The sequence below is a fragment of the Citrobacter sp. 50677481 genome (assembly GCF_001463265.1).
In the GTDB taxonomy this organism is placed as follows: Bacteria; Pseudomonadota; Gammaproteobacteria; order Enterobacterales; family Enterobacteriaceae; genus Citrobacter_A; species Citrobacter_A sedlakii.
Genome location: NZ_LNHZ01000011.1, coordinates 76032 through 101423, shown reverse-complemented (window position 1 = coordinate 101423; position 25392 = coordinate 76032). Strand labels below are relative to the sequence as shown.

The following is a 25392-nucleotide window of genomic DNA, read 5'->3' as shown; positions in this document are numbered from 1 at the left end:
AAGCGACCATGCACATCACCCTGCGACAACTGGAAGTATTCACCGAAGTTTTAAAAAGCGGCTCGACAACCCAGGCATCGGTGATGCTGGCGCTGTCGCAATCGGCGGTCAGCGCGGCGCTCACCGACCTGGAAGGACAGCTTGGCGTTCAGCTATTTGACCGGGTGGGAAAGCGGCTGGTGGTGAACGAACACGGGCGATTGTTGTACCCACGGGCGCTGGCGCTGCTGGAGCAGGCCTCGGAAATTGAACAACTGTTTCGCGAAGATAACGGCGCTCTTCGGGTCTATGCGAGCAGCACCATTGGTAACTATATTCTTCCTGCGGTTATTGCCCGTTATCGTCATGACTTCCCGGATTTACCGCTGGAGCTGAGCGTGGGTAACAGTCAGGATGTGATCACCGCGGTGCTCGATTTTCGCGTCGATATCGGCCTGATCGAAGGGCCATGTCACAGTACGGAAATCATTTCGGAGCCGTGGCTTGAGGATGAGCTGGTGGTGTTTGCCGCGCCCTCTTCACCGCTGGCGCAAAAACCGGTGACGCTGGAGCAGCTTGCCGCCGCCCCCTGGATCTTGCGCGAACGGGGTTCCGGCACGCGGGAAATCGTGGACTACCTGCTGTTGTCGCATTTACCCAAATTTGAAATGGCGATGGAGCTGGGAAATTCGGAAGCCATTAAGCACGCCGTACGCCACGGACTGGGCATCAGTTGCCTGTCGCGGCGGGTGATTGAAGAACAGTTGCACGCCGGCACGCTGAGCGAAGTAGCGGTACCGCTGCCGCGGCTGGTGCGTACCCTGTGGCGCATTCACCATCGCCAGAAACACCTGTCAAACGCGCTGCTGCGCTTTTTACGCTACTGCGAATAACTTCCGCAAGCGGGAGGCGGTCTCTCCTCTATCCGACATCCTCTTCGCGTCCTTAACGAACCGGGACGCGAAATCGTCCTGTCCGGCCTACACTTTAGTGCTTTACTTATAATCCGCGGCCAGTCATGAAGGTCTCTTATAACTGCGCATTTGTGCCGGAAGGATGGCGTTTCGTCTGCTACAATCGCGCCTCATTTTTTGGATGGACAGCATTTTCACATGGTTTCCAAAACTAAAACCACAGAAGCGCCCGCGTTACGTCGCGAACTGAAGGCGCGCCACCTGACGATGATCGCCATCGGCGGCTCTATCGGTACGGGGCTTTTCGTTGCATCTGGCGCAACCATTTCAGCAGCGGGTCCAGGCGGCGCGCTGTTTTCCTATATCCTGATTGGCCTGATGGTCTACTTCCTGATGACCAGTCTTGGCGAACTGGCGGCGTATATGCCGGTTTCAGGTTCGTTTGCCACCTATGGCCAGAACTATGTTGAAGAAGGCTTTGGCTTTGCGCTGGGCTGGAACTACTGGTACAACTGGGCGGTAACGATCGCTGTTGACCTGGTCGCCGCGCAACTGGTGATGAGCTGGTGGTTCCCGGACACGCCCGGCTGGATCTGGAGCGCGCTGTTCCTTGGGGTGATTTTCCTGTTGAACTACATCTCGGTACGCGGGTTTGGTGAAGCGGAATACTGGTTCTCGCTGATCAAAGTGGCGACGGTAATCATCTTTATCATCGTGGGCATCATGATGATTGTCGGTATTTTCAAAGGCACGCAGCCGGTGGGCTGGAGCAACTGGACAACCGGCGATGCGCCGTTTGCGGGCGGCTTTGCGGCGATGATCGGCGTGGCGATGATTGTCGGCTTCTCCTTCCAGGGGACTGAGCTTATCGGTATCGCCGCCGGTGAGTCTGAAGATCCGGAAAAAAACATTCCGCGCGCGGTACGTCAGGTGTTCTGGCGAATCCTGTTGTTCTACGTCTTCGCGATCCTGATTATCAGCCTGATCATTCCGTATACCGATCCGAGCCTGCTGCGTAACGATGTGAAAGACATCAGCGTCAGTCCGTTCACGCTGGTGTTCCAGCATGCGGGTCTGCTTTCGGCGGCGGCGGTAATGAATGCGGTGATCCTGACGGCGGTACTGTCGGCGGGTAACTCCGGGATGTATGCGTCAACCCGTATGCTTTACACCCTGGCCTGCGACGGTAAAGCGCCGCGTATTTTCGCGAAGCTGTCCCGCGGCGGGGTACCGCGTAACGCGCTGTATGCCACCACCGTGATTGCCGGTCTGTGCTTCCTGACCTCCATGTTCGGAAACCAGACGGTCTATTTGTGGTTGCTCAACACCTCGGGGATGACCGGTTTTATCGCCTGGCTGGGGATTGCGATCAGCCATTATCGCTTCCGTCGCGGCTATGTTATGCAGGGCAACGATATTAACGACCTGCCGTATCGTTCAGGCTTCTTCCCGCTGGGACCCATCTTCGCTTTTGTGCTGTGCCTGATCATTACGCTCGGCCAGAACTACGAAGCATTCCTGAAAGACACCATTGACTGGGGCGGCGTCGCGGCAACCTACATTGGTATCCCGCTGTTCCTGATTATCTGGTTTGGCTACAAGCTGGTAAAAGGCTCTCGTTTTGTTCGCTACAGCGAAATGCAGTTCCCCGAACGCCTGAAGAAACCGCGCTAAGCACTTACCTGTAGGCCGGAAAAGACTATTGCATCGCCTTCCGGCAAACAAAAAACCCCGACATAAATCATGCCGGGGTTTTTTTATGCTCTCAGCCTCAGAAGTTATACGTCAGCCCCACCGTATAGCGACGGCCATCCAGTACCGTGTCATACGTGTCGTAATCGATCTGTTTATCCAGAACGTTATACACCCCGGCGGTCACCAGCAGGTTTTTATTCGCGTTATAGCGCAGGCCAACATCCACCTGGGTATACGACGGCGTGCCCTGCGACATCGAGGTTCGGCTCAGGTATTCAGAGGTTTTACCGCGGAAGTTCACCCGGCTCCAGAAACCCACGTCCTGTGTGGCCTGCCAGTCCAGCGTAGTGTTGAACATATGCTTAGGCATTTTGTTTAACGGTTTGCCAGAAAACTGTCCGCTCTTTTGTTCTGATTCGGTATAGGTATAGTTCGCCGTCCAGTTGATATCGGGGGTGATTTTCCAGCCGAAGGTGGATTCCACGCCGCGCATAGTGGCTTCATCAACGTTGACGCGATCGCTGACAAAATCATACTGGGTGCTGCCGATGGTGCAGGCCGGGTCGGCGCTGCTGTTACAGCGGCGTACTTCGGTGATTTTATCTTTGAAATCGGTATTGAACAGGGTGACGCCTGCGTTAAGGTTTTCACCGTTATCCCACAGCAACGCCAGCTCTTCGCTCAGGCTTTTTTCCGGTTTCAGGTCCGGGTTGCCCACGATGATTCCGTTCAGACGGCCCCCGCCGGTGACCTGCCCCCAGCTTGCAGAGGACTGACGCAGATCCGGCGCGCGATAGCCCGCAGATACACCGCCTTTCAACGTCCATTGATCGTTCAGATGCCAGACGCCGTAACCGCGCGGTGTCCAGTTATCGCCGTAGTTTTCGTCTTTATCCATCCGAATGCCGCCGGTCAGCGTGAAGCTGTCGGTCATCGCCCATTCGTCTTCCGCAAACAGCGCCCAGCTCCAGCGGGTGAGTTTGTTCAGACCGTCTGCCGCTTCCAGTTGGTTGCCGTTGTCCGTCAGTTTTTCATAGCGATACTGACCGCCCAGCGTCAGCGTATGCGCCCCGAGGAAAATCTGGTTCTGGTTATTGAGGATAGTGTTATAGGACTTCATCTCACGGCCAGGATTGTTGGTTTCTTCCTGCTGGATGTAGCTGGTGCTGTTGACGTCTTCATAGTAGCCGCTGTGAGTCAGTGAATATGTCGTATGCTCATAGCGGTTTTCGCTTTTGCTGTTCGGTTTGCAGGTGCCATTGCGGCAGGTTTCCGCCGCCATGGATTTACCCGGCGTACTGTTGCGATCCTGAAGCTCGCGGGCAATATCAAAATCGAAATCGTTTTTATCGTCCGGCGTGAAGTTCAGGGTCAGGCCGCCGTTGCGCAGGCGCTGTTCATTATAGCCGTTGACGATCTGGTCTTCCGCGCGGCGAGAGAGCAGGCCGGTCACTTTCGCCCCCAGCAGGCCGTCGATCAGCGGACCGGAGGCATAGGCGTTGGTCTGGAACAGATCGCCGGAATCACTGTCTTCCTGGAAGGTGGCGTCGCCATGCAGCGAGCCGCTCCAGCCTTTAGTGTTGGAGACTTTTTTGGTGATCACGTTAATCACGCCGCCCATGGCATCGGAACCGTACAGCGAGGACATCGGGCCGCGAATCACTTCGATACGTTCGATAGACTCCAGCGGCGGCAGCCAGCCTTGTTCGATACCGGAATTGTCGCTGTTCGGGCGGGTTCCGCGGGTGCTAATGCGTTTGCCGTTGACGAGGAACAGCGTGTACTGCGACGCCATCCCGCGGATACTGATGTCGCTGCTGCTTCCGCCGCCGGTGACCACGACACCGGGGACATCTTTCAGCGCATCGGTTACGTCGCGATACGCTTTATCTTCAAGTTGTTGTTTGGTGATAACCGAAATCGACGCAGGCGCGTTCTGAATTTTCTGCTCAAATCCGGTTGCTGTCACCACAACGGTATCCTGATCGGCAGCCTGAACGAGCGATGGGAGGCATGCCGCGCCGACGGCGACAGCGAGAGCCTTAACGTGAGGTATGGTCATTTTGTCATTCCATTAAACGAGTAAAATCCGCTTGTCATGTAAAAGGCCATGACAACTGTATGTATTTGTCTTTTAAGGACTCTTTGCGGTAAAGAAGCGGAAGAATTGTACAAAATAATCAATATTTGTAAACACAAATGATAATTGAAATCATTTGTGTTTAGTTGATTTATAAAGAAAAAGCTTGCAAGTCAACAGGATACGTAAACGTAAATGTGACGAAAAAATGAAGAAAAAAAGGAGATATGACGGAAAAATTGGAGAGGCGCGGCAAGCCCGATAAACAGGAGAGGGTGCGTGCCCCCACCGACGTTGTGCCCGGCGACATAGCCGGGCATGCGCATTATTTCATCAGATGTTCGGCGTGGAACCGCAGATGATCCTCTATAAAGGAGGTGATAAAGTAATAGCTGTGATCGTAGCCCGGCTGAATACGCAGCGTCATGGGCCACGCGGTCTGCCGGGCGGCTTCCGCCAGAACGGCAGGCTGGAGCTGATCGGCGAGGAACTGATCGCTGTCGCCCTGATCGATAAGCGTCGGTATGGCCTCTTCCGGCTTGCTGGCATACATCAGCGCGCAGCTGTCCCATTGTGCCCAGTCGGCTTTATCCTCACCCAGATAAGCGGAAAAAGCTTTTTCGCCCCAGGGCACGCGGCAGGGGTTAACGATCGGCGCAAAGGCGGAAACGCTGGTATATTTGCCGGGGTTCTTTAACGCCAGTACCAACGCGCCGTGTCCGCCCATTGAATGGCCGCTGATCGCACAGCGATCGCTGACGTTGAATTGCGCCTGGATCAGCGCAGGCAGTTCGTCGCGAATATAGTCGTACATGCGGAAATGTGCGGCCCAGGGCTGCTGCGTGGCATTGAGGTAGAAACCGGCGCCCTGGCCGAGATCGTAACCGTCATCGTTGGCGACCGCGTCACCGCGCGGGCTGGTGTCCGGCATGACCAGTACCATCCCCAGTTCTGCGGCAATCCGCTGCGCGCCCGCTTTGGTGGTAAAGTTTTCGTCATTACAGGTTAAGCCCGAGAGCCAGTACAGGACCGGAGGCGGCGTGTTGTCGCGGGGCGGCGGAAGAAAAATGCTGAACGTCATTGTACAGTTCAGCGTGGTGGAGTCGTGTCGCCAGCGTTGCTGCCAACCTTCAAAACAGCGGTGCTCCTCAAGCATTTCCATGCGTGGCTCCTTGTTATGTGATCGGAATGTGTTCGCAAACGCCCCATAATACAGATAATTCATGGTGCTGTGAGTAACTTTCACTTCCGCATTCAGCAAAGATGCCTCATCATTTGCACAACGTATAATTAACAGATTTCCGCAGTCTGTTCTGGCGGCGGAACGAAAGGCAACGACGATTTCAATAATTATCGTTGTGAATACTGGATTATGTGCACGGCCTCACGCACAATAATCGGGCTGTCACACAGCCGACAAACTTTGCCCCACGCAGGGCAGAGGCGCCACACCTGCAGGAGAAAAATTAATGTCATCACTGAGTAAAGAAGCGGCTCTGGTACATGAAGCGCTGGTTGCGCGAGGGCTGGAAACACCGTTGCGCCCGCCCGTGCATGAGATGGATAACGAAACGCGCAAACGTCTTATCGCCGGCCATATGACCGAAATTATGCAGCTGCTTAATCTCGACCTGAGCGATGACAGTCTGATGGAAACGCCGCATCGCATTGCGAAAATGTATGTCGATGAAATTTTCTCTGGTCTGGATTACGCCAACTTCCCGAAAATTACCGTCATAGAAAACAAAATGAAGGTGGATGAAATGGTGACGGTGCGCGATATCACGCTGACCAGTACCTGTGAGCACCATTTTGTGACTATCGACGGTAAAGCGACGGTCGCCTATATCCCGAAAGATTCGGTGATCGGCCTGTCAAAAATCAATCGCATCGTGCAGTTCTTCGCACAGCGTCCGCAGGTGCAGGAGCGCTTAACCCAGCAGATCCTGACCGCCTTGCAGACCCTGCTCGGCACGAACAATGTCGCGGTATCGATTGATGCTGTGCATTATTGCGTGAAAGCGCGCGGCATTCGCGATGCGACCAGCGCCACCACCACCACTTCGCTCGGCGGTCTGTTCAAGTCCAGCCAGAATACGCGTCAGGAATTCTTGCGCGCAGTGCGTCACCATAACTGATCGGGGCAGAGGCTATGGCGCGAAATGTCACGCTGGATGTTGTTCGTGGCGTCGCCGTTCTGGGCATTCTGCTTCTGAATATCAGCGCCTTTGGTTTACCAAAGGCGGCTTACCTTAATCCTGCCTGGTATGGCGAGATTACCGCGCAGGATGCCTGGACCTGGGCTGTACTCGATGTGTTCGCCCAGGCCAAATTCCTCACGCTTTTTGCCTTGTTGTTTGGCGCCGGACTGCAAATGCTGCTGCCGCGCGGAAAAGGCTGGATCCAGGCGCGACTGACCCTGCTGGTTTTGCTGGGTTTTTTGCATGCCCTGTTGTTCTGGGATGGCGATATTTTGCTGGCTTATGGCCTGGTCGGGCTGATTTGCTGGCGGCTGGTGCGCGATGCGCCTTCGGTAAAAAGCCTGATGAATACGGGCATTCTGCTGTATCTGGTCGGTATTGGCGTATTACTGCTGCTCGGCGCGATCTCTGACAGCCAAACCAGTCGCGCGTGGACGCCAGACGACGCGGCGCTTCTGTATGAAAAATACTGGAAGGTGAACGGGGGTATGGAAGCCATCAGCAACCGGGTTGACGCGTTGTCCAATAGTCTGCTGGCGCTGGGCGCGCAGTATGGCTGGCAACTGGCCGGGATGATGCTGGTCGGGGCATCGCTGATGCGCAGCGGTTGGCTGAAAGGGCAGTATAGCCTTGCCCATTATCGACGCACCGGTTTCCTGCTGATTGCCGTTGGCCTGCTGATTAATCTGCCTGCCGTGGTTGCGCAGTGGCAACTGGCGTGGAGCTACCGCTGGTGCGCGTTTTTGTTACAAGCGCCGCGCGAGCTGAGCGCGCCGTTACAAACGATCGGCTATGCCGCGCTGCTGTTCGGCTACTGGCCGCAGCTAAGTCGTCTAAAACTCGTATTTGCCATCGCCTGCGTTGGGCGGATGGCGCTGACCAACTACCTGCTACAAACGCTCCTCTGTACCATGCTGTTTTATCAGTTTGGCTTATTTATGCAGTTTGACCGTAGCACGCTATTGCTGTTCGTCATCCCCGTCTGGCTGGTAAACCTGCTGTTCTCGGTTTTCTGGTTGCGCTTCCTGCCGCAGGGGCCGGTAGAATGGGTATGGCGTCAGTTAACCCTGCGGGCATCAGGAGCGCGCATCTCTCATACATCCGGATAACGATCTGGATCACAATCATTAACAAAACGGATGTAAGCGCTTTCATCCCTGTGACCTTACTCACGTAGCGCTTTTCCTACCGCTGACAAAATAGCCGCCAGTTGTGCAGTGAACCACTGCATTGTCAAACAGGGTAGTGAATATGATCACCATACGTGATGTGGCGCGTCAGGCTGGCGTATCCGTGGCGACGGTTTCCCGGGTTTTAAACAACAGCGCGCTGGTCAGTCCCGATACGCGCGAGGCGGTAATGAAAGCGGTGACGCTGCTGGGCTATCGCCCCAACGCCAATGCGCAGGCGCTGGCGACGCAGGTGAGTGAAACCATCGGCGTGGTGGTGATGGATGTCTCTGATGCCTTTTTTGGCGCACTGGTGAAAGCGGTCGATATGGTCGCCCAACAGCATCAGAAATATGTCCTGATCGGCAACAGCTATCATGAGGCGGAAAAAGAGCGCCATGCGATTGAAGTGCTGATCCGTCAGCGATGTAACGCGCTGATCGTCCATTCAAAGGCGCTGAGCGATCGTGAACTGGGCGAATTTATGGGCCAAATCCCCGGCATGGTGCTGATTAACCGTATCGTGCCTGGCTATGCTCATCGCTGCGTCTGCCTGGACAACATCAGCGGCGCGAAAATGGCGACCCGGATGCTGCTGAACAACGGTCACCAGCGGATTGGTTATTTGGCCTCCAGCCACGGTATTGAAGATGACGATATGCGCAGGGAAGGGTGGCTGAGCGCGCTTGGCGAGCAGGGGATAACGCCGCCGGAAAGCTGGACAGGCGTGGGCTCGCCGGACATGCAGGGCGGGGAGTCTGCAATGGTCGAACTGCTGGGGCGCAACCTGCAACTGACCGCCGTCTTCGCCTATAACGACAGCATGGCCGCCGGCGCGCTGACGGCACTCAAGGATAACGGCATTGCCATCCCGCTGCATCTTTCGATCATCGGTTTCGATGATATTCCCATTGCCCGTTATACCGATCCACAACTGACAACGGTGCGTTATCCCATCGCGTCAATGGCGAAACTGGCGACCGAGCTGGCATTACAGGGCGCGGCGGGGACGCTGGACGCAACGGCGACCCACTGTTTTATGCCGACGCTGGTCAGGCGACATTCCGTCGCCGCCCGGCAGAATGCGGTGGTGATCACTAACTCATGACGTCGGCAGATGTAACCGTTTTCAATATGTGAGTAAATTCACAGTATATTAACATTGCCGTCGCTATGATGGCACCGCTTAGCGCAGTGTAACTACGATGTAACCGTGAGTAATCACTTTTAACGAATGAAAGCTGCTTTAAGCAAAATTAAAACCTATTTCTGGAGCGTTACCGGGCAAGGAAGAACGATTTTTTTAAAAAGAGCCTCGGCGTTCAATTAACACTTCATTAACGTTATGTCTCGCCGGGCATTTATCTGAAGCACTACCCTGCATAATAAAACCGGAGTTACCATGAATAAGAAGGTGTTGACCCTTTCTGCTGTAATGGCAGGCATGTTGTTCGGCGCGGCTGCGCACGCCGCAGATACTCGCATCGGTGTGACAATCTATAAATATGACGATAACTTTATGTCCGTGGTGCGTAAGGCTATCGAAGCAGACGCGAAAGCGGCGCCGGACGTTCAGTTGCTGATGAACGACTCGCAAAACGACCAGTCCAAACAGAACGATCAGATAGACGTCCTGCTGGCGAAGGGGGTGAAAGCGCTGGCGATCAACCTGGTCGACCCGGCGGCGGCTGGCACCGTTATTGAAAAAGCCCGCGGCCAGAACGTGCCGGTGGTTTTCTTCAACAAAGAACCTTCCCGTAAAGCGCTGGACAGTTATGACAAAGCCTATTACGTCGGCACTGACTCCAAAGAATCCGGTATTATCCAGGGCGATCTGATCGCGAAACACTGGGCGGCGAATCAGGGCTGGGATCTGAATAAAGACGGTCAGATTCAGTTCGTACTGCTAAAAGGCGAGCCGGGTCACCCGGACGCGGAAGCGCGTACCACTTACGTGGTTAAAGAATTGAACGACAAAGGCATCAAGACCGAACAGCTTCAGTTAGATACCGCCATGTGGGATACCGCTCAGGCGAAAGACAAAATGGACGCGTGGTTGTCCGGCCCGAACGCTAACAAAATTGAAGTGGTTATCGCTAACAACGATGCGATGGCAATGGGGGCGGTAGAAGCGCTGAAAGCGCACAACAAAACCAGCATTCCGGTCTTTGGCGTGGATGCGCTGCCAGAAGCGCTGGCGCTGGTGAAATCCGGAGCGATGGCCGGTACTGTGCTGAATGACGCCAACAACCAGGCGAAAGCGACATTCGATCTGGCGAAAAACCTGGCGGATGGCAAAGGCGCCGCAGACGGCACCAGCTGGAAAATTGAAAACAAAATTGTGCGCGTTCCTTACGTGGGCGTAGATAAAGATAACCTGGCCGAGTTCTCCAAAAAGTAAGACTGTTGGGCGCGATCGCGATCGCGCCCTTTAATCACGCACTCTGCGAGGCCGACAAGGTATAATTATGGTCAGCACAACGACACTGTCCTCAGGCGAATACTTGTTGGAAATGAGCGGTATCAACAAGTCTTTTCCCGGCGTTAAGGCACTTGATAATGTTAATTTAAAAGTCCGTCCACACTCTATTCATGCATTGATGGGAGAAAATGGCGCGGGGAAATCGACACTATTGAAATGTCTTTTTGGCATCTATCAAAAAGATTCTGGCAGCATATTATTTCAGGGGAAAGAGATCGATTTCCATTCAGCGAAAGAAGCGCTGGAAAACGGTATTTCAATGGTTCATCAGGAATTAAACCTGGTATTACAACGCTCCGTGATGGACAACATGTGGCTCGGGCGTTATCCCACCAAAGGCATGTTTGTCGATCAGGACAAAATGTATCGCGACACAAAAGCGATATTTGACGAACTGGATATTGATATCGACCCGCGGGCGCGCGTCGGGACGCTTTCCGTTTCGCAAATGCAGATGATCGAAATTGCCAAGGCGTTTTCCTATAACGCCAAAATCGTCATCATGGATGAGCCGACTTCGTCGTTAACCGAAAAAGAGGTTAATCATCTGTTTACGATTATTCGTAAGCTGAAAGAACGCGGCTGCGGCATTGTGTATATCTCGCATAAAATGGAAGAGATTTTCCAGCTCTGCGATGAGGTCACGGTGCTGCGCGACGGTCAGTGGATTGCCACTCAGCCGCTCGAAGGGCTGGATATGGACAAGATCATCGCCATGATGGTTGGACGCTCGCTGAACCAGCGTTTCCCGGATAAAGAGAACAAACCCGGCGAAGTGATACTGGAAGTGCGTAATCTGACGTCGCTGCGCCAGCCGTCGATTCGTGACGTCTCTTTTGATCTGCATAAAGGTGAAATTCTCGGTATTGCCGGGCTGGTAGGCGCAAAACGTACCGACATCGTCGAAACGCTGTTTGGTATTCGTGAGAAATCTTCCGGCACCATTACCCTGCACGGCAAAAAAATCAATAACCATAATGCGAACGAAGCCATCAATCACGGCTTTGCGTTGGTTACCGAGGAGCGACGCTCTACCGGTATTTATGCCTATCTGGATATTGGTTTTAACTCCTTAATCTCCAATATCCATAATTATAAAAACAAGGTCGGTCTGTTAGACAATTCGCGGATGAAAAGCGACACCCAGTGGGTTATTGACTCCATGCGGGTAAAAACCCCTGGCCACCGCACGCAAATTGGTTCGCTTTCCGGAGGCAACCAGCAGAAAGTGATTATTGGTCGCTGGCTGCTGACCCAGCCGGAGATATTAATGCTCGACGAACCCACGCGTGGAATTGACGTTGGCGCCAAATTTGAAATCTATCAGTTAATTGCGGAACTGGCCAAAAAAGGAAAAGGGATCATCATTATCTCCTCCGAAATGCCGGAATTGTTAGGGATAACCGATCGTATTCTGGTCATGAGCAACGGACTCGTGTCTGGAATTGTTGATACTAAAACGACCACGCAAAATGAAATTTTGCGTCTTGCGTCTTTGCACCTTTAAGATCAGGGGCTCCTCATGAGTGCGTTAAATAAGAAAAGTTTTCTCACTTATCTGAAAGAGGGCGGTATTTACGTCGTTCTTTTAGTTTTACTGGCAATTATTATTTTTCAGGATCCCACGTTCTTAAGTCTGCTTAACCTGAGTAACATTCTGACTCAGTCCTCGGTGCGCATTATTATCGCCCTCGGCGTGGCGGGGCTGATCGTCACCCAGGGGACAGACCTGTCAGCCGGGCGTCAGGTCGGGCTGGCGGCGGTGGTTGCGGCAACACTATTGCAGTCGATGGAGAACGCCAATAAGGTCTTTCCGGAAATGGCGACCATGCCGATTGCGCTGGTGATCCTGATTGTCTGCGCTATTGGCGCGATTATCGGCCTGATCAACGGCATCATTATCGCCTATCTGAACGTGACGCCGTTTATTACCACGCTGGGTACGATGATTATCGTGTACGGTATTAACTCCCTGTATTACGACTTCGTTGGGGCATCGCCGATTTCCGGCTTTGACAGCGGTTTCTCGACCTTCGCGCAGGGCTTTATCGCGTTAGGCAGCTTCCGGCTTTCCTATATCACGTTCTACGCACTGATCGCCGTGGCGTTTGTGTGGGTGTTGTGGAACAAAACCCGCTTCGGTAAAAACATTTTCGCCATCGGCGGCAACCCGGAAGCGGCGAAAGTGTCTGGCGTCAACGTCGCGCTGAACCTGCTGATGATCTATGCCCTCTCCGGCGTGTTCTACGCGTTTGGCGGTTTGCTGGAAGCGGGGCGTATCGGCTCCGCCACCAACAACCTCGGCTTTATGTATGAACTGGATGCGATTGCCGCGTGTGTCGTAGGCGGCGTATCGTTTAGCGGCGGCGTTGGGACGGTGTTGGGCGTGGTGACCGGGGTCATTATCTTTACGGTTATCAACTACGGCCTGACCTATATCGGCGTTAACCCGTACTGGCAGTACATTATCAAGGGCGGCATTATCATTTTCGCCGTTGCGCTGGACTCCCTGAAGTACGCACGTAAGAAGTAACCGGCAGGACAAAAAAACCGGCGCAGAGGCTCTGCGCCGGTTTTTTATTTAAAGAACACTAACCAGACGCCGACAACCAGCGCGCCAACGGCAACGCCAAAATAGGCGATAACGTAGCTCCAGTAGACGCCCGGCTGTCCGGTCCGCTGAATGATAAGCGGCGTCTGCGAGCCTTTTACCGTTTTTTCTACACTGCCTGCGCGTAGCGCTTTGAGCCCTTCACGAAAGGTCCACAGGACGATCATCAGTACGCCAATGACGATAAAAATCGTTTTATCTTCCATGTTATTTTCCCAGTTTCTTTTGCAATTCCAGCAACTGCTCTGGCGTAACCGCCGGGTAACCCTGCGCGTCATCGGGGATCTGATGCTGTGTCGGGATAGGCACCAGCGGGCCGAGGAAACGCGGTTCACGCTTAAACAAGTACAGGTCCGCCAGCGCGCCAAAGCGTGCGCCAAACTCGCGAACCCGAACCGTCAGCATATCCTTCGGCGACGGGACGGCGTAGCACTGCGCCTGAATGCCCATATGCAGAGCGATAAACAGCGCGCGCTCGCAGTGGAAGCGCTGAGTGATGATAATAAAGTCGTTGGTGTCAAAAACCTTGCGGGTGCGGACAATTGAATCCAGCGTGCGGAACCCGGCATAATCCAGCACGATGTCCGCCGGATCGACGCCTGCGGCAATCAGATCCTTACGCATGGTTCTCGGTTCGTTATAACTCTGCAGGGCGTTGTCGCCGCTAAGCAGCAAATAGTTCACTTTCCCGCTGTTATAGGCGTTGAGCGCGCCCTGAATGCGGTAACGGTAGTACTGGTTGATGACGCCAGCGCGATAATATTTCGCGGTGCCGAGCACCACGCCGACCTGACGATAGGGAAGGTCCTGCAGTTCATCATAAATATAGGGCGCGGTTTTCCAGCTCATCCAGCGGTCAAGGCCGAGCACGGTCAACAGCAGCAAGCCGATCAGGACTAACAGGCTGTAAAAAACGCGCTTTAGCATGAAGAAAACTCGGTAACGGGATGAAATTTCAATCAGGCTACTTTACCCGCCTGCGAAGCGCAAGAAACGGCAGTCTGATCGAAGGGATTTTCAGCAATACGCCCGGCAAAAAACGCGTAACATCCAGGCAGGAAAAAGCAACGGCAATTGCGCAAGAGGGGGGATGTTGCTCACGCCGGCTTGGATGATGACAGGTTTATGCTAACAATACGCGGTCGATATTATTACAGCCTAATGCCTTCAGCGTTGCGGCGGTGGCATCCCACTGAATCAACGAGGCGTCCGATTTTTCCGCCAGCACCGCCCGCTGAATATCGGCAAAATCATATCCGTTGAGATTCAATAAATTCAGCGCGCCCTGAAGCGGCGGCAGAGTCGGGTTAAACGCCGCATTTTCGGCGTAGCTTCCGCTAAAAATGTTGCCGTCTTTGCACGCCAGCGCCACGCCGCTTGGTGACTGGCTGTAAGGCATATGTGAGCGGTTCGCCGCGGCAACGGCCGCCTGCGCCAGCGCGTCGCCTTCGGCGGAGAAACCGTGATCCTGCTCGTCCATCAAGAGCGTCTTAATGTCCAGATCTTTAGGGCCGAAGGCGTCCGGCAGATAGTCGCGCAGGGTATGCGGTTCGCGTCCTGGCAGATGAATGCGCAGATCCAGCCCGCTGTTCAGTTCATTCATAAACTGACGACAGTGACCACATGGCGTGTAGTTGACAGTGATCGCCGCAAGGCCTTTTTCACCGCGCAGCCACGCGTGACTGATAGCGCTTTGCTCGGCATGGACGGTTTGCTGCATGGTGGCGCCCAGATATTCCATATTGCCGCCGAAATACCAGGTGCCGCTGACGCCGCGCGCAATCGCGCCGACGTTAAAATGGGAGAGCGGGGTACAGGCGCAGGCCGCAGCCAGGGGCAGCAGCGCAAATGCCAGCGCGTCTTCGTCAAGTCCCGTGGCGCTTTTCAGCCACGCGACCTGCTCTGCGGTCAGCAAGGCGGGGAAATGCGTTTCCGCCAGGATCGGCGCCAGCGCTGATTGCAAATTATCCGCAAGTTGGCCAAAGGCAGTGTGAAAACGTGGGTGCATGGCGTTGCCTCAAAATAATGTAATGGGATCGTAGTGTACGGGCCTGTCAGGGCTTTATATGTGATATAAATCTCATTATTTGTGCAACTTATGAAACTTAAATGAAAAATGTGCGACGTATCGCAAATTTTAGCCGGCTACCGCCAGAATGAGCGGAAACAAAAACGGCGCGATCAGGGAGGTGATGATCCCGCAGATCACCAGCGCCAGCGAACTGAACGCCCCTTCCTGATAATCCAGCTCCGCGCAGCGGGCGGTGCCGAGGGCGTGAGAAGCCGTTCCCATCGCCAGGCCACGCGCGGCTTTAGTACGAATACGCATGGCATTTAACAGGGTGTGGCCAAAGACGGCGCCGAGAATACCGACAAATATCACGCAAACCGCGCTCACTGCCGGGATGCCGCCAATGCTGCCGCCCACCGCCATTGCGATTGGCGTGGTGACGGATTTTGGCAACACCGACGCGGCAATTTCCGGGGTTGCCCCCATCAGCAGCGCAACCGAGGTGCCGGTCACCATCGCCACAACGCTGCCGACAAAGCAGATGGTGATGATGGATTTCCAGCGGGCGCGGATTTGGTGCAACTGTTCATATAGCGGATAGGCCAGCGCCACGACCGCCGGTTGCAGCAGATCGTTTAACACTTCACTGCCTTTGAAATAGTGATCGTAGGGAATCCCCGTAAGCAGCAAAAACGGAATGATGACTACCATCGCCACCAGTAGCGGGTTCAGCAACGGAAACTTAAAGCGCGCCGCCAGCTTCCGCGCGGCAAAAAAGACCGCTAAGGTCAGCGGCAGCGACCACCAGATATAGGCCATCATTCTTTTGATCCTTTCTGTCCAACCACTTTACGTTCACCGTGAACCAGGTGCGAACTCCAGCTGACCACCAGAAAAACCACCAGCGTACTGATGGCGCACGAGACCACCACCGGGCCAAACTGCGCGCGCAGTAAGTCAAAATACTGCATCACGCCTACGCCAATTGGCACAAACAGCAGCGCCATATAGCGAATCAGGACATAGCAGCCAGGATTGACCCATTTAGCGGGGATGATTTGTAGCGCCAGCAGGACAAACAGGATCAGCATGCCGATAATGCTGCCGGAAATGGCGACAGGAAGCAGAGTTGCAATAAAAATGCCCGCATACAGGCAGGCATAGATCAGCACGAAAGCGCGTAAATATTGCCAGATGATATTCAGTGTCTTACTCATGGGATACGCCTTAAATGAGATGGATTCATCATACAATTAAACGTTAAAACGTGCTACCGATCACATCATGAATTCTTAGCATACTGAGGATAGACAACGGGAACATCGTGCCATGTTCTCCTTTCGTCGGGCTAGACCTGCGTCAGAAAGTGCAGAAAGCGGCTGAGCGCCGCCGAAGGCGTTTCGTTGTTGCGCCAGAATACGCCGACGCTGCCTTTCTGCTCTATCTTCGGCAGGTTCAGGATCACCAGTTGCCCCTGGCTGGCATAGCGCTGCGCCAGCCGTAAAGAAAGAATAGAGATCATGTCGCTGCTTTGCAGCAGGTTAGTGCTGACGTTCATGGATGCCGATTCAATGGTGTTCTCTGGCAGCATCACGCCGTTATCGACCAGCGCGTTATCAATGCTGATGCGGATGGGCGTCCCCGTGGGCCAGACGATCCAGCGCCAACTGGCAAGATCGTTCCAGGAGAGGCTGGCATGGCTGGCCAGCGGGTGATCCGGCCGCGCAACAAAGCAGACGGGTTCGGTATACAGGACCTGATAGTTCAGCGGAAGCTGGAGCGCCCGCCCGCCAACCCGGCCAACCACCACATCCACTGACCCCGCCAGCAGATCGTGCAGCAGCGGCGTCATCACTTTTTCTTCGATGTTGAGGTGCAGCGTCGGCATTTCGCTGAGCAAACCGAGGATCGCCTGTGACACACAGTCAGTCGCCACCGGCGAGCAACCGATTTTCAGGCTGCCGACCAGACCACCGGCCTTAAAGCGGGCAATTTCATACTGGGATCGCTCCATGTCGTTGATTAAGCGCTGAGCATGCTGCAACAACAATTTGCCGCCTTCGGACGGGCGCAGGCCTTTACTGTGACGTTCGAAGAGCGTGATCCCTATCTCATCTTCGAGCTGTGACAACCATTTCGACAGCGCGGGCTGGCTGATATTCATCATTCGCGCCACCTGCGTGAGATTGCCCTGCTCGCCCAGCGCCATCAGCGTTTGCAGGTGATGAAGTTTCAATTTCTGCGCCCAGTTAGCCATCCGCGATAACCTCCAGGTTATGTCTCTGCATGAAAAGCCATTGTACATTTTATCGCCCAATCTACAAACTCGTAACATACCAAAAACAAAAGAACCTCTTACCTTACCTGCACCGAGGCATACACAATGACTCAACGACGTGAACTACAGGCTCTGATCGATGCCGCCCCCGTCGGCAAAACCCAGTGGCGGGTGATCATCTGCTGCTTTCTGGTGGTGATGCTGGACGGCTTTGATACTGCCGCGATTGGCTTTATTGCACCCGACATTCGCAGCCACTGGCAACTGACCGCCGGTGACCTCGCGCCGCTGTTTGGCGCGGGACTGCTGGGGCTGACGGCGGGCGCGCTGCTTTGCGGCCCACTTTCCGACCGCTTTGGCCGCAAACGGGTTATCGAGCTTTGCGTGGCGCTGTTCGGCGCTCTGAGTCTGATCTCGGCGTTTTCGCCGGATCTGCAAACGCTGGTATTCCTGCGCTTTTTGACCGGGCTTGGGCTGGGCGGCGCGATGCCGAACACCATCACCATGACCTCTGAATATCTGCCTGCGCGGCGGCGCGGCGCGCTGGTGACCCTGATGTTCTGCGGCTTTACCCTCGGTTCGGCGATGGGGGGGATCGTCAGCGCCCAACTGGTGGCGGTCATTGGCTGGCACGGCATTCTGATCCTTGGCGGGGTGCTGCCGTTAATGCTGTTCGCCGCGCTGCTGTTCGTGCTGCCGGAATCTCCGCGCTGGCAGGTTCGTCGCCAGCTGCCGCAGGCCACCATTGCCCGCACGGTCAGCGCCATTACCCGTCAGCGTTACGAGGACACGCATTTTTACCTTAACGAAGCGGCGGCGATCGCCAAAGGCAGCATTCGTCAGCTTTTCGTGGGTCGCCAGTTGCCCATTACCCTGATGTTATGGGTGGTGTTCTTCATGAGCCTGCTGATTATTTATCTGCTTTCAAGCTGGATGCCCACGCTGCTCAACCACCGCGGCATTGACCTCCAGCAGGCCTCCTGGGTGACGGCGGCTTTCCAGATTGGCGGTACGCTGGGGGCGCTGGCGCTGGGCGTACTGATGGATAAACACAACCCGTTCCGGGTTCTGGCGGTGAGCTATGCGCTGGGCGCGGTGTGCATCATCATGATTGGCCTGAGCGAAAACGGCCTGTGGCTGATGGCGCTGGCGATTTTTGGTACCGGGGTAGGGATCAGCGGATCGCAGGTGGGACTGAACGCCTTAACCGCCACACTCTACCCGACGCAAAGCCGCGCGACAGGCGTCAGTTGGTCAAACGCGGTGGGTCGCTGCGGCGCCATCGTCGGATCGCTCTCCGGCGGCGTGATGATGGCGATGAATTTCTCATTCGATACGCTGTTTTTCATTATCGCTGTCCCGGCGGCGATCAGCGCGGTGATGTTGACCCTGCTGATCGTGGTTGTCCGTCAGTCAGCCTCTGTCCCCGATAACGTGCCGCGCACTGGCGGTATGGTAAATGAATAAGGAGAATCCCTATGTCTGAACATAACCAGGATGTCAAAAACAGCCGTCAGCTGTTCTATCAGCATATTTCGGGGCAAAACCTGACCCCGTTGTGGGAGTCGCTGCATCACCTGGTGCCGCAAACCCCGAACGCCAACTGCGCGCCGGCTTACTGGAACTACCAGGAAATTCGTCCGCTGCTGCTGGAGAGCGGCAACCTGATTGGCGCAAAAGAGGCGGTGCGCCGCGTGCTGGTGCTGGAAAACCCGATGCTGCGCGGACAATCCTCTATCACCTCGACGCTGTATGCCGGGCTTCAGCTGATCATGCCGGGAGAGGTCGCCCCAAGCCACCGCCATAACCAGTCGGCGCTGCGGTTTATTGTGGAAGGGAAAGGGGCGTTCACTGCCGTGGATGGCGAGCGCACGCAGATGCACGTCGGTGACTTTATTCTGACGCCACAATGGCAGTGGCATGACCATGGCAACCCGGGCGATGAGCCGGTTGTCTGGCTTGACGGGCTGGACCTGCCGCTGGTGAATCTTCTCGGCTGCGGCTTTGCCGAGGATTACCCGGAAGATCAGCAGCCGGTGACGCGCAAAGAGGGCGATTACCTGCCGCGCTATGCCGCTAACATGCTGCCGCTGCGTCAGCAAAAGGGGAATTCATCACCGATCTTCAACTATCGCTACGATCGCAGTCGCGAAGCGCTGCACGATCTGACCCGTTTCGGCGAGGCCGACGAGTGGGACGGCTACAAAATGCGCTACGTCAACCCGGTCACCGGCGGGTACCCGATGCCATCGATGGGCACTTTCCTGCAGCTGTTGCCGAAAGGCTTTGTCTCGCGGATGGCGCGCACCACCGACAGCACCATTTACCACGTGGTGGAGGGCAGCGGCGAAGTGACCATCGGCAATGAAACCTTCACCTTTACCGCCAAAGACATTTTCGTGGTGCCGACCTGGCACGGCGTGTCGTTTACATCCTCCGATGACACCGTGTTATTCAGTTTTTCAGACCGGCCGGTACAGGAAGCCCTCGGGTTATTCCGCGAAGCACGTTATTAATAAGGGAGAAAACAATGACTCAGTATGTATTTGAACCGCAAGCGCCCGTTACCGTACCGGTGGTCGGCAGCGATGAACGCTTCCCCGTCCGCCGCGTGTATTGCGTCGGGCGCAACTATGCCGCCCATGCCCGGGAAATGGGCTTCGACCCGGATCGCGAGCCGCCGTTCTTCTTCTGCAAGCCCGCCGATGCCGTAGTGCCGGTGCCGGCAGGTGAAACGCTAGAACTGCCGTATCCGGCGCAAACCGACAATTACCACTATGAAATTGAGCTGGTGGTGGCGATAGGCAAAAAAGGCAGTGATATCCCGTTAGAAAACGCCCATGAATATGTCTGGGGCTATGCCACCGGACTGGATATGACCCGCCGCGATCGGCAGATGGAGATGCGCCAGATGGGTCGCCCGTGGGAGATTGGCAAAGCGTTCGATCTCTCTGCGCCCATCGCGCCGCTGCATAAAGCCAGCCAGGCGCCGGACGTTAATGCCGCGCCTATCTGGCTCCAGGTCAACGGCGAAGATCATCAGCGCAGCGACATCCGCCACCTCATCTGGTCGGTGAACGAAACCATTAGCTATCTGTCCGGCTTTTTCGAACTGCAACCGGGGGATCTCATTTTTACCGGCACGCCGGAAGGGGTGGGGGCAGTGGTGAAGGGCGATGTGATCACCGGTAACGTGGACGGGTTAACCCCCCTCGCCGTGAAGATTGTCTGAGGTGAGACATGAAGCTGTACAGTTTTTTCAATAGTTCGGCCTCGTACCGCGTGCGCATTGCACTGGCGCTGAAAGGTATCGACTACCAGACGGTGGGCGTCAATATCCGCATCGGTCAGCAAAATGAACTGGCCTACCGGCGGATGAATCCGGTGGGGCTGGTGCCAACGCTGGTGACCGATGACGGCGACGCGCTTGGCCAGTCGCTGGCGATTATCGACTGGCTGGACCGGCATTTCCCGCAGTCGCCACTGCTGCCGGCCAGCGATCCGGCGCGCAGCCAGGTACTGGAGATTGTCTACGCCATCGCCTGTGATATTCATCCGGTGAATAATTTGCGGGTGCTGCGCTATCTCACTGACGAACTGAAGATCAGCGAAGAGGATAAAAAACGCTGGTACGCGCACTGGATCCAGCAGGGGCTGAGCGCTGTTGAACAGTTGTTGCGTCAAAGCCAGTCTCAGTCGTACTGCGTCGGAAACCGTCCAACGCTTGCCGACTGTTGCTTGATCCCGCAGTGGGCGAACGCGCTGCGTATGGGGTGTGACTTAAGCGCCTTTCCGCGCTGCAATGCGGTGTATGAAGCCTGCACACAGCTTCCGGCGTTTATCGCCGCCGCGCCCGAAAATCAACAAGATAAACTCTCAGCCTGAGAAGGAGAACGACAATGGCTAAAGTGAAGAGCGCAATTATCGTTGGCGGCGGCATCGGCGGGGCAGCAACCGCGCTTTCGCTGGCGCGCCAGGGTATCAAGGTGATGCTGCTGGAAAAGGCGCACGAGATTGGCGAGATTGGCGCAGGCATCCAGCTTGGCCCAAATGCCTTTTCGGCGCTGGACAGCCTCGGTGTTGGCGACGTAGCGCGCCAGCGGGCGGTATTTACCGACCATATCACCATGATGGATGCGGTAAACGCGGAGGAAGTTGTCCGCATTGAAACCGGCCAGGCGTTTCGCGACCATTTCGGCGGGCCGTATGCCGTGATTCACCGCGTCGACATTCATGCCTCGGTCTGGGAAGCGGTGCTGACCCATCCTGATGTTGAATACCGGACGTCCACCAATGTGGTGGATATTCGCCAGACGCCGGACGACGTCACGGTATTTGATGAGCAGGGAAACAGCTGGACAGCCGATATTCTGGTGGGCTGTGACGGCGTGAAGTCGGTTGTGCGCCAGAGTCTGCTGGGGGATTCCCCGCGGGTGACCGGACATGTGGTCTACCGGGCGGTGATTGATTGTGACGATATGCCGGAAGATTTGCGCATTAACGCGCCGGTACTGTGGGCGGGGCCGCACTGTCACCTTGTTCACTATCCGCTACGCGGCGGCAAGCAGTACAACCTGGTGGTGACGTTCCATAGCCGTCAGCAGGAGGAGTGGGGTGTGAAGGACGGCAGTAAAGAAGAGGTGCTCTCGTATTTTGCCGGTATCCATCCTCGTCCACGTCAGATGCTCGACAAACCCACCTCCTGGCGTCGCTGGTCCACCGCCGATCGCGAACCGGTGGAAAAATGGGGAACGGAGCGCATTACGCTGGTCGGTGACGCCGCGCACCCGGTCGCGCAGTATATGGCCCAGGGCGCATGCATGGCGCTGGAAGATGCGGTGACCCTCGGCAAAGCGCTGGAAAAATGCGAGGGCGATGCGGCAAGCGCCTTTGCGCTGTATGAGTCGGTGCGCATTCCGCGCACGGCGCGAATTGTCTGGTCGACCCGCGAAATGGGGCGCGTCTACCACGCTGCGGGCGTCGAACGTCAGGTGCGTAATCTGCTGTGGAAAGGCAAATCGCAGGCGGAATTTTATCGCGGCATGGAGTGGTTATACGGCTGGAAAGAGGATAACTGTCTGCTGCCGCGCTAGCGCTGTGCTTCATCACCGGCCTGGGCAGCCGTTTTACCGCCATCCGGCAAAAGGTTTTGATCCTCGCAGAGAGGCGCTATGATAGCGCCTCTTTTTTTGCGGATAACCTTATGCGTGTTTTACTGGCGCCGATGGAAGGCGTACTCGACTCCCTGGTACGCGAGCTTCTGACGGAAGTGAATGACTACGATTTATGCATCACCGAATTTGTGCGCGTGGTGGATCAACTTCTGCCGGTAAAAGTGTTTCATCGCCTGTGTCCGGAACTGATGAACGGTAGCCGAACGCCTTCCGGGACGCTGGTGCGCGTGCAACTGCTGGGTCAATATCCACAGTGGCTGGCGGAGAACGCCGCCCGCGCCGTTGAGCTGGGATCCTACGGCGTCGATCTCAACTGCGGCTGCCCGTCGAAAATGGTTAACGGCAGCGGTGGCGGCGCGACGCTTCTGAAAGATCCGGAGCTGATTTATCAGGGCGCCAAAGCGATGCGTGAGGCGGTACCTGCCCACCTGCCGGTGACGGTAAAAGTCCGTCTCGGCTGGGACAGCGGCGATAAAAAATTTGAGATCGCCGACGCCGTGCAGCAGGCCGGGGCCAGTGAGCTGGTGGTGCATGGCCGCACGAAAGAGCAGGGCTACAAAGCCGAACACATCAACTGGCAGGCCATCGGCGAGATTCGCCAGCGTCTGACCATTCCGGTGATCGCCAACGGGGAAATCTGGGACTGGCAAAGCGCGCAGGCCTGCATGGCGGCAAGCGGCTGTGACGCGATAATGATTGGCCGTGGCGCGCTGAATATTCCCAACCTCAGCCGGGTAGTGAAATACAACCAGCCGCGGATGCCGTGGCCGGAGGTGGTGGCGCTACTGCAAAAATATACCCGTCTGGAAAAGCAGGGAGATACCGGGCTTTATCACGTGGCGCGCATCAAGCAGTGGCTGGGGTATTTGCGTAAAGAATATGATGAAGCCACCGTTCTCTTTCAGCACATCCGCGCGTTAAATCATTCACCGGACATTGCACGGGCGATCCAGGCGATAACCCTCTGATAACTGGCCGGGTAAGCGAAGCGTCGCTACCCGGCGCAGCCGTTAAAAAATCATCTTAAACACGCCGGTGACCACCAACAGCCCAATCAGAAAAATAATCAAAATCACCCACAGTAAAATCTTCATTGCCGTTCCCTTATTGGTAAGTTCAGATTAAGTATAGGAAATCTTCTGCAACCTGCCGCCGGGATATGGTCCGTAAATAACAAACACATAGATCAGATAAATAAATCACATTAATGATATTTATTTGAAAAATACATTGCCGGATATGACGGTTATTTGCCAAAGATGTTATGCCACGCGTAACTAAAAAACCGCATTCAACAACGGGTAAGCTCCGCGCACCCTTTCTAAGCAGAACTTCTTCATGAATCGTAACTCTTTTCACGCTGTGAAAGCGTGCTTCCCCTTTGCACTTTTGCTGGCGGGATGCGCCCCCATGCATGACAGTCATCAGACGCTGGCGCAGCAAACCCCCGCGACTCACGTTGACGCCTCACTGCCTGCGTCACTCAAAAAAGGGTGGCCGGAAAGCCAATGGTGGCAGGTATATCACGATCCCCAGCTCAACGGTCTGATTGAGCACGCCCTGCTGCATTCGCCGGATATGCAGGTGGCTGAACAACGCATTCAACTGGCGGAAGCGCAGGCAAAAGCGGTTGAAACCCAGGACGGTCCGCAACTGGATTTTTCAGCGGATCTCGAGCGGCAGAAAATGTCAGCGGAAGGGTTAATGGGACCGTTCGCACTGACCGATCCCGCGGCAGGCACCACGGGACCGTGGTATACCAACGGTACGTTTGGCTTAACCGCCGGTTGGGATCTGGATTTATGGGGGAAAAATCGTGCGGAAGTGACGGCGCGAATCGGCGCGGTGAAAGCGCGGGAAGCGGAACGTGAGCAGACCCGCCAGTTGCTGGCAAGCAGCGTCACGCGGTTGTACTGGGAATGGCAAACGCAGGCGGCGTTAAGCACGCTGCTCCAGCAAATCGAAGACGAACAGCGCAATATTATTAACAGCGATCGCCAGCTGTACCAGAACGGGATAACGTCTTCGGTCGAGGGTGTTGAAACCGATATCGATGACAGCAAAACACAACAGCAACTGAATGATGCTGCCGGAAAGATGAAGGTCATAGAGGCGCGGCTCAGCGCGCTCATTAATGCCCAGTCGACCTCGCTGGCGCTTCACCCGGTGGCGCTGCCGAACGTGGAAAGCCGGCTGCCGGATCGCCTGGGCTATGAATTGCTGGCGCGCAGGGCAGATTTGCAGGCGGCGCACTGGTATATCGAATCGTCGCTCAGCAGCGTGGAGGCGGCGAAAGCGGCGTTTTATCCTGATATCAACCTGATGGCTTTTCTGCAACAGGATGCGCTGCATTTAAGCGATCTGTTCCGCAGTTCCGCGCAGCAGATGGGCGTTACCGCCGGGCTGACGCTACCGATTTTCGACAGCGGCAGACTGAACGCGAATCTGGATATCGCCCAGGCGCAAAGCGATTTGTCGATCGCGAATTACAACAAAGCGGTGGTGGAGGCGGTAAATGACGTCGCACGCGCCGCCAGTCAGGTGGCAACGCTGGCGCAAAAAAATGCCCATCAGCAGCAGATTGAGCACGATGCCCGGCGGGTGGTAACGTTGGCTGAAGCGCGCTTCAGGGCGGGGATTATTGCCGGTTCCCGCGTTAGCGAGGCGAAAATCCCGGCGCTGCGCGAACAGGGTAACGGCCTGATTTTACAAGGCCAGTGGCTGGACGCCTCGGTACAGCTCACCAGCGCGCTCGGCGGCGGCTACCCGCACTCCTGATCTTTCCGGCTCTCTCAGAC

General features: G+C 55.5%; 23 protein-coding genes. 15 read left to right on the top strand and 8 right to left on the bottom strand.

Going from position 1 to position 25392, the window contains the following annotated elements:
- The first annotated feature begins 8 nt into the window (after positions 1-8).
- Positions 9-872, top strand: a complete 864-nt coding sequence (gene yieE / locus APU02_RS03860) for a DNA-binding transcriptional regulator YeiE (protein WP_042284517.1) — start codon at positions 9-11, stop codon at positions 870-872.
- Positions 873-1091: 219 nt separating this feature from the next.
- A complete protein-coding gene (gene lysP, locus APU02_RS03855; protein ID WP_042284515.1) occupies positions 1092-2567 on the top strand; it encodes a lysine-specific permease in 1476 nt (491 codons plus the stop codon).
- A 97-nt stretch (positions 2568-2664) separates the two neighbouring features.
- On the opposite strand, the gene APU02_RS03850 is transcribed toward lysP, so the two are convergent.
- Together APU02_RS03850 and fghA are read right to left on the bottom strand one after the other, a co-directional pair.
- Positions 2665-4650 carry a ligand-gated channel protein gene (locus APU02_RS03850; RefSeq protein ID WP_060569318.1) on the bottom strand — a complete coding sequence of 662 codons (1986 nt, stop codon included), beginning with the start codon at positions 4648-4650 and terminating at the stop codon, positions 2665-2667.
- 343 nt (positions 4651-4993) lie between these two features.
- Positions 4994-5830 carry an S-formylglutathione hydrolase gene (gene fghA, locus APU02_RS03845; RefSeq protein WP_060569317.1) on the bottom strand — a complete coding sequence of 279 codons (837 nt, stop codon included), beginning with the start codon at positions 5828-5830 and terminating at the stop codon, positions 4994-4996.
- Between the two features lie 307 nt (positions 5831-6137).
- Here fghA and folE point away from each other — a divergent pair, with 307 nt between their 5' ends.
- The 6 genes from folE (at position 6138) to mglC (ending at position 13053) form a co-directional block, all read left to right on the top strand.
- Positions 6138-6806, top strand: coding sequence for a GTP cyclohydrolase I FolE (folE, locus tag APU02_RS03840; protein WP_042284508.1), 669 nt, complete (start codon positions 6138-6140; stop codon positions 6804-6806).
- A gap of 14 nt (positions 6807-6820) precedes the next feature.
- On the top strand, positions 6821-7978 hold the full coding sequence (gene yeiB, locus APU02_RS03835; RefSeq protein WP_060569316.1) for a DUF418 domain-containing protein YeiB: 1158 nt from the start codon (positions 6821-6823) through the stop codon (positions 7976-7978).
- Positions 7979-8120: 142 nt separating this feature from the next.
- Positions 8121-9146 carry an HTH-type transcriptional regulator GalS gene (gene galS, locus APU02_RS03830; RefSeq protein ID WP_060569315.1) on the top strand — a complete coding sequence of 342 codons (1026 nt, stop codon included), beginning with the start codon at positions 8121-8123 and terminating at the stop codon, positions 9144-9146.
- Positions 9147-9440: 294 nt separating this feature from the next.
- Complete coding sequence (gene mglB / locus APU02_RS03825; RefSeq protein ID WP_042284499.1) at positions 9441-10439, top strand: galactose/glucose ABC transporter substrate-binding protein MglB; 999 nt, start codon at positions 9441-9443, stop codon at positions 10437-10439.
- Between the two features lie 67 nt (positions 10440-10506).
- Positions 10507-12027 (top strand): galactose/methyl galactoside ABC transporter ATP-binding protein MglA, encoded by a 1521-nt coding sequence (gene mglA, locus APU02_RS03820; protein WP_042284498.1) that lies wholly within the window; start codon positions 10507-10509, stop codon positions 12025-12027.
- Between the two features lie 15 nt (positions 12028-12042).
- Positions 12043-13053 (top strand): galactose/methyl galactoside ABC transporter permease MglC, encoded by a 1011-nt coding sequence (gene mglC, locus APU02_RS03815; RefSeq protein WP_042284495.1) that lies wholly within the window; start codon positions 12043-12045, stop codon positions 13051-13053.
- A 44-nt stretch (positions 13054-13097) separates the two neighbouring features.
- Here mglC and APU02_RS03810 read toward each other — a convergent pair whose 3' ends face one another.
- The 6 genes from APU02_RS03810 to APU02_RS03785 all read right to left on the bottom strand — a co-directional run bounded on the left by APU02_RS03810 (position 13098) and on the right by APU02_RS03785 (position 17399).
- A complete protein-coding gene (locus APU02_RS03810; protein ID WP_042284493.1) occupies positions 13098-13337 on the bottom strand; it encodes a DUF2542 family protein in 240 nt (79 codons plus the stop codon).
- Position 13338: 1 nt separating this feature from the next.
- Positions 13339-14058, bottom strand: coding sequence for an outer membrane permeability protein SanA (gene sanA, locus APU02_RS03805; RefSeq protein WP_042284490.1), 720 nt, complete (start codon positions 14056-14058; stop codon positions 13339-13341).
- 196 nt (positions 14059-14254) lie between these two features.
- Positions 14255-15139: a cytidine deaminase gene (cdd, locus tag APU02_RS03800; protein ID WP_060569314.1), complete on the bottom strand. Its 885-nt coding sequence runs from the start codon at positions 15137-15139 to the stop codon at positions 14255-14257.
- Positions 15140-15268: 129 nt separating this feature from the next.
- Positions 15269-15964: a CidB/LrgB family autolysis modulator gene (locus tag APU02_RS03795; protein ID WP_042284486.1), complete on the bottom strand. Its 696-nt coding sequence runs from the start codon at positions 15962-15964 to the stop codon at positions 15269-15271.
- Positions 15961-16359, bottom strand: coding sequence for a CidA/LrgA family protein (locus tag APU02_RS03790; RefSeq protein WP_042284484.1), 399 nt, complete (start codon positions 16357-16359; stop codon positions 15961-15963). The genes APU02_RS03795 and APU02_RS03790 overlap by 4 nt, the downstream gene beginning before the upstream one ends.
- 131 nt (positions 16360-16490) lie before the next feature.
- Positions 16491-17399, bottom strand: a complete 909-nt coding sequence (locus APU02_RS03785) for a LysR substrate-binding domain-containing protein (protein ID WP_042284482.1) — start codon at positions 17397-17399, stop codon at positions 16491-16493.
- A gap of 126 nt (positions 17400-17525) precedes the next feature.
- Between APU02_RS03785 and APU02_RS03780 the strand changes: the two genes are divergently transcribed.
- The 7 genes from APU02_RS03780 to mdtQ all read left to right on the top strand — a co-directional run bounded on the left by APU02_RS03780 (position 17526) and on the right by mdtQ (position 25372).
- Entirely contained in the window at positions 17526-18887 is a 1362-nt protein-coding gene (locus APU02_RS03780) for an aromatic acid/H+ symport family MFS transporter (RefSeq protein ID WP_060569313.1), read from the top strand.
- An 11-nt stretch (positions 18888-18898) separates the two neighbouring features.
- Entirely contained in the window at positions 18899-19936 is a 1038-nt protein-coding gene (gene gtdA, locus APU02_RS03775; protein WP_060569312.1) for a gentisate 1,2-dioxygenase, read from the top strand.
- 14 nt (positions 19937-19950) lie between these two features.
- Entirely contained in the window at positions 19951-20652 is a 702-nt protein-coding gene (locus tag APU02_RS03770; RefSeq protein WP_042284475.1) for a fumarylacetoacetate hydrolase family protein, read from the top strand.
- Between the two features lie 8 nt (positions 20653-20660).
- Positions 20661-21305, top strand: coding sequence for a maleylacetoacetate isomerase (maiA, locus tag APU02_RS03765; RefSeq protein ID WP_042284474.1), 645 nt, complete (start codon positions 20661-20663; stop codon positions 21303-21305).
- A 14-nt stretch (positions 21306-21319) separates the two neighbouring features.
- Complete coding sequence (locus tag APU02_RS03760; protein ID WP_042284472.1) at positions 21320-22513, top strand: 3-hydroxybenzoate 6-monooxygenase; 1194 nt, start codon at positions 21320-21322, stop codon at positions 22511-22513.
- A 110-nt stretch (positions 22514-22623) separates the two neighbouring features.
- The gene (gene dusC, locus APU02_RS03755; protein ID WP_042284470.1) at positions 22624-23562 is read left to right on the top strand and encodes a tRNA dihydrouridine(16) synthase DusC; all 939 of its coding nucleotides are present in this window, start codon (positions 22624-22626) and stop codon (positions 23560-23562) included.
- A 370-nt stretch (positions 23563-23932) separates the two neighbouring features.
- Positions 23933-25372: a multidrug resistance outer membrane protein MdtQ gene (gene mdtQ, locus APU02_RS03750; protein WP_042284468.1), complete on the top strand. Its 1440-nt coding sequence runs from the start codon at positions 23933-23935 to the stop codon at positions 25370-25372.
- Positions 25373-25392 lie beyond the last annotated feature (20 nt).

What these genes read in the sequence shown, in the direction of transcription:
- fghA (WP_060569317.1), bottom strand. Translation starts at nt 5,830, where the DNA reads ATGGAAATGCTTGAGGAGCACCGCTGTTTTGAAGGTTGGCAGCAACGC.
- APU02_RS03760 (WP_042284472.1), top strand. Translation starts at nt 21,320, where the DNA reads ATGGCTAAAGTGAAGAGCGCAATTATCGTTGGCGGCGGCATCGGCGGG.
- mglB (WP_042284499.1), top strand. Translation starts at nt 9,441, where the DNA reads ATGAATAAGAAGGTGTTGACCCTTTCTGCTGTAATGGCAGGCATGTTG.
- gtdA (WP_060569312.1), top strand. Translation starts at nt 18,899, where the DNA reads ATGTCTGAACATAACCAGGATGTCAAAAACAGCCGTCAGCTGTTCTAT.
- APU02_RS03790 (WP_042284484.1), bottom strand. Translation starts at nt 16,359, where the DNA reads ATGAGTAAGACACTGAATATCATCTGGCAATATTTACGCGCTTTCGTG.
- yieE (WP_042284517.1), top strand. Translation starts at nt 9, where the DNA reads ATGCACATCACCCTGCGACAACTGGAAGTATTCACCGAAGTTTTAAAA.
- APU02_RS03770 (WP_042284475.1), top strand. Translation starts at nt 19,951, where the DNA reads ATGACTCAGTATGTATTTGAACCGCAAGCGCCCGTTACCGTACCGGTG.
- APU02_RS03850 (WP_060569318.1), bottom strand. Translation starts at nt 4,650, where the DNA reads ATGACCATACCTCACGTTAAGGCTCTCGCTGTCGCCGTCGGCGCGGCA.
- folE (WP_042284508.1), top strand. Translation starts at nt 6,138, where the DNA reads ATGTCATCACTGAGTAAAGAAGCGGCTCTGGTACATGAAGCGCTGGTT.
- mglC (WP_042284495.1), top strand. Translation starts at nt 12,043, where the DNA reads ATGAGTGCGTTAAATAAGAAAAGTTTTCTCACTTATCTGAAAGAGGGC.
- APU02_RS03785 (WP_042284482.1), bottom strand. Translation starts at nt 17,399, where the DNA reads ATGGCTAACTGGGCGCAGAAATTGAAACTTCATCACCTGCAAACGCTG.
- mdtQ (WP_042284468.1), top strand. Translation starts at nt 23,933, where the DNA reads ATGAATCGTAACTCTTTTCACGCTGTGAAAGCGTGCTTCCCCTTTGCA.
- dusC (WP_042284470.1), top strand. Translation starts at nt 22,624, where the DNA reads ATGCGTGTTTTACTGGCGCCGATGGAAGGCGTACTCGACTCCCTGGTA.
- APU02_RS03780 (WP_060569313.1), top strand. Translation starts at nt 17,526, where the DNA reads ATGACTCAACGACGTGAACTACAGGCTCTGATCGATGCCGCCCCCGTC.
- yeiB (WP_060569316.1), top strand. Translation starts at nt 6,821, where the DNA reads ATGGCGCGAAATGTCACGCTGGATGTTGTTCGTGGCGTCGCCGTTCTG.
- maiA (WP_042284474.1), top strand. Translation starts at nt 20,661, where the DNA reads ATGAAGCTGTACAGTTTTTTCAATAGTTCGGCCTCGTACCGCGTGCGC.
- sanA (WP_042284490.1), bottom strand. Translation starts at nt 14,058, where the DNA reads ATGCTAAAGCGCGTTTTTTACAGCCTGTTAGTCCTGATCGGCTTGCTG.
- APU02_RS03795 (WP_042284486.1), bottom strand. Translation starts at nt 15,964, where the DNA reads ATGATGGCCTATATCTGGTGGTCGCTGCCGCTGACCTTAGCGGTCTTT.
- galS (WP_060569315.1), top strand. Translation starts at nt 8,121, where the DNA reads ATGATCACCATACGTGATGTGGCGCGTCAGGCTGGCGTATCCGTGGCG.
- cdd (WP_060569314.1), bottom strand. Translation starts at nt 15,139, where the DNA reads ATGCACCCACGTTTTCACACTGCCTTTGGCCAACTTGCGGATAATTTG.
- mglA (WP_042284498.1), top strand. Translation starts at nt 10,507, where the DNA reads ATGGTCAGCACAACGACACTGTCCTCAGGCGAATACTTGTTGGAAATG.
- APU02_RS03810 (WP_042284493.1), bottom strand. Translation starts at nt 13,337, where the DNA reads ATGGAAGATAAAACGATTTTTATCGTCATTGGCGTACTGATGATCGTC.
- lysP (WP_042284515.1), top strand. Translation starts at nt 1,092, where the DNA reads ATGGTTTCCAAAACTAAAACCACAGAAGCGCCCGCGTTACGTCGCGAA.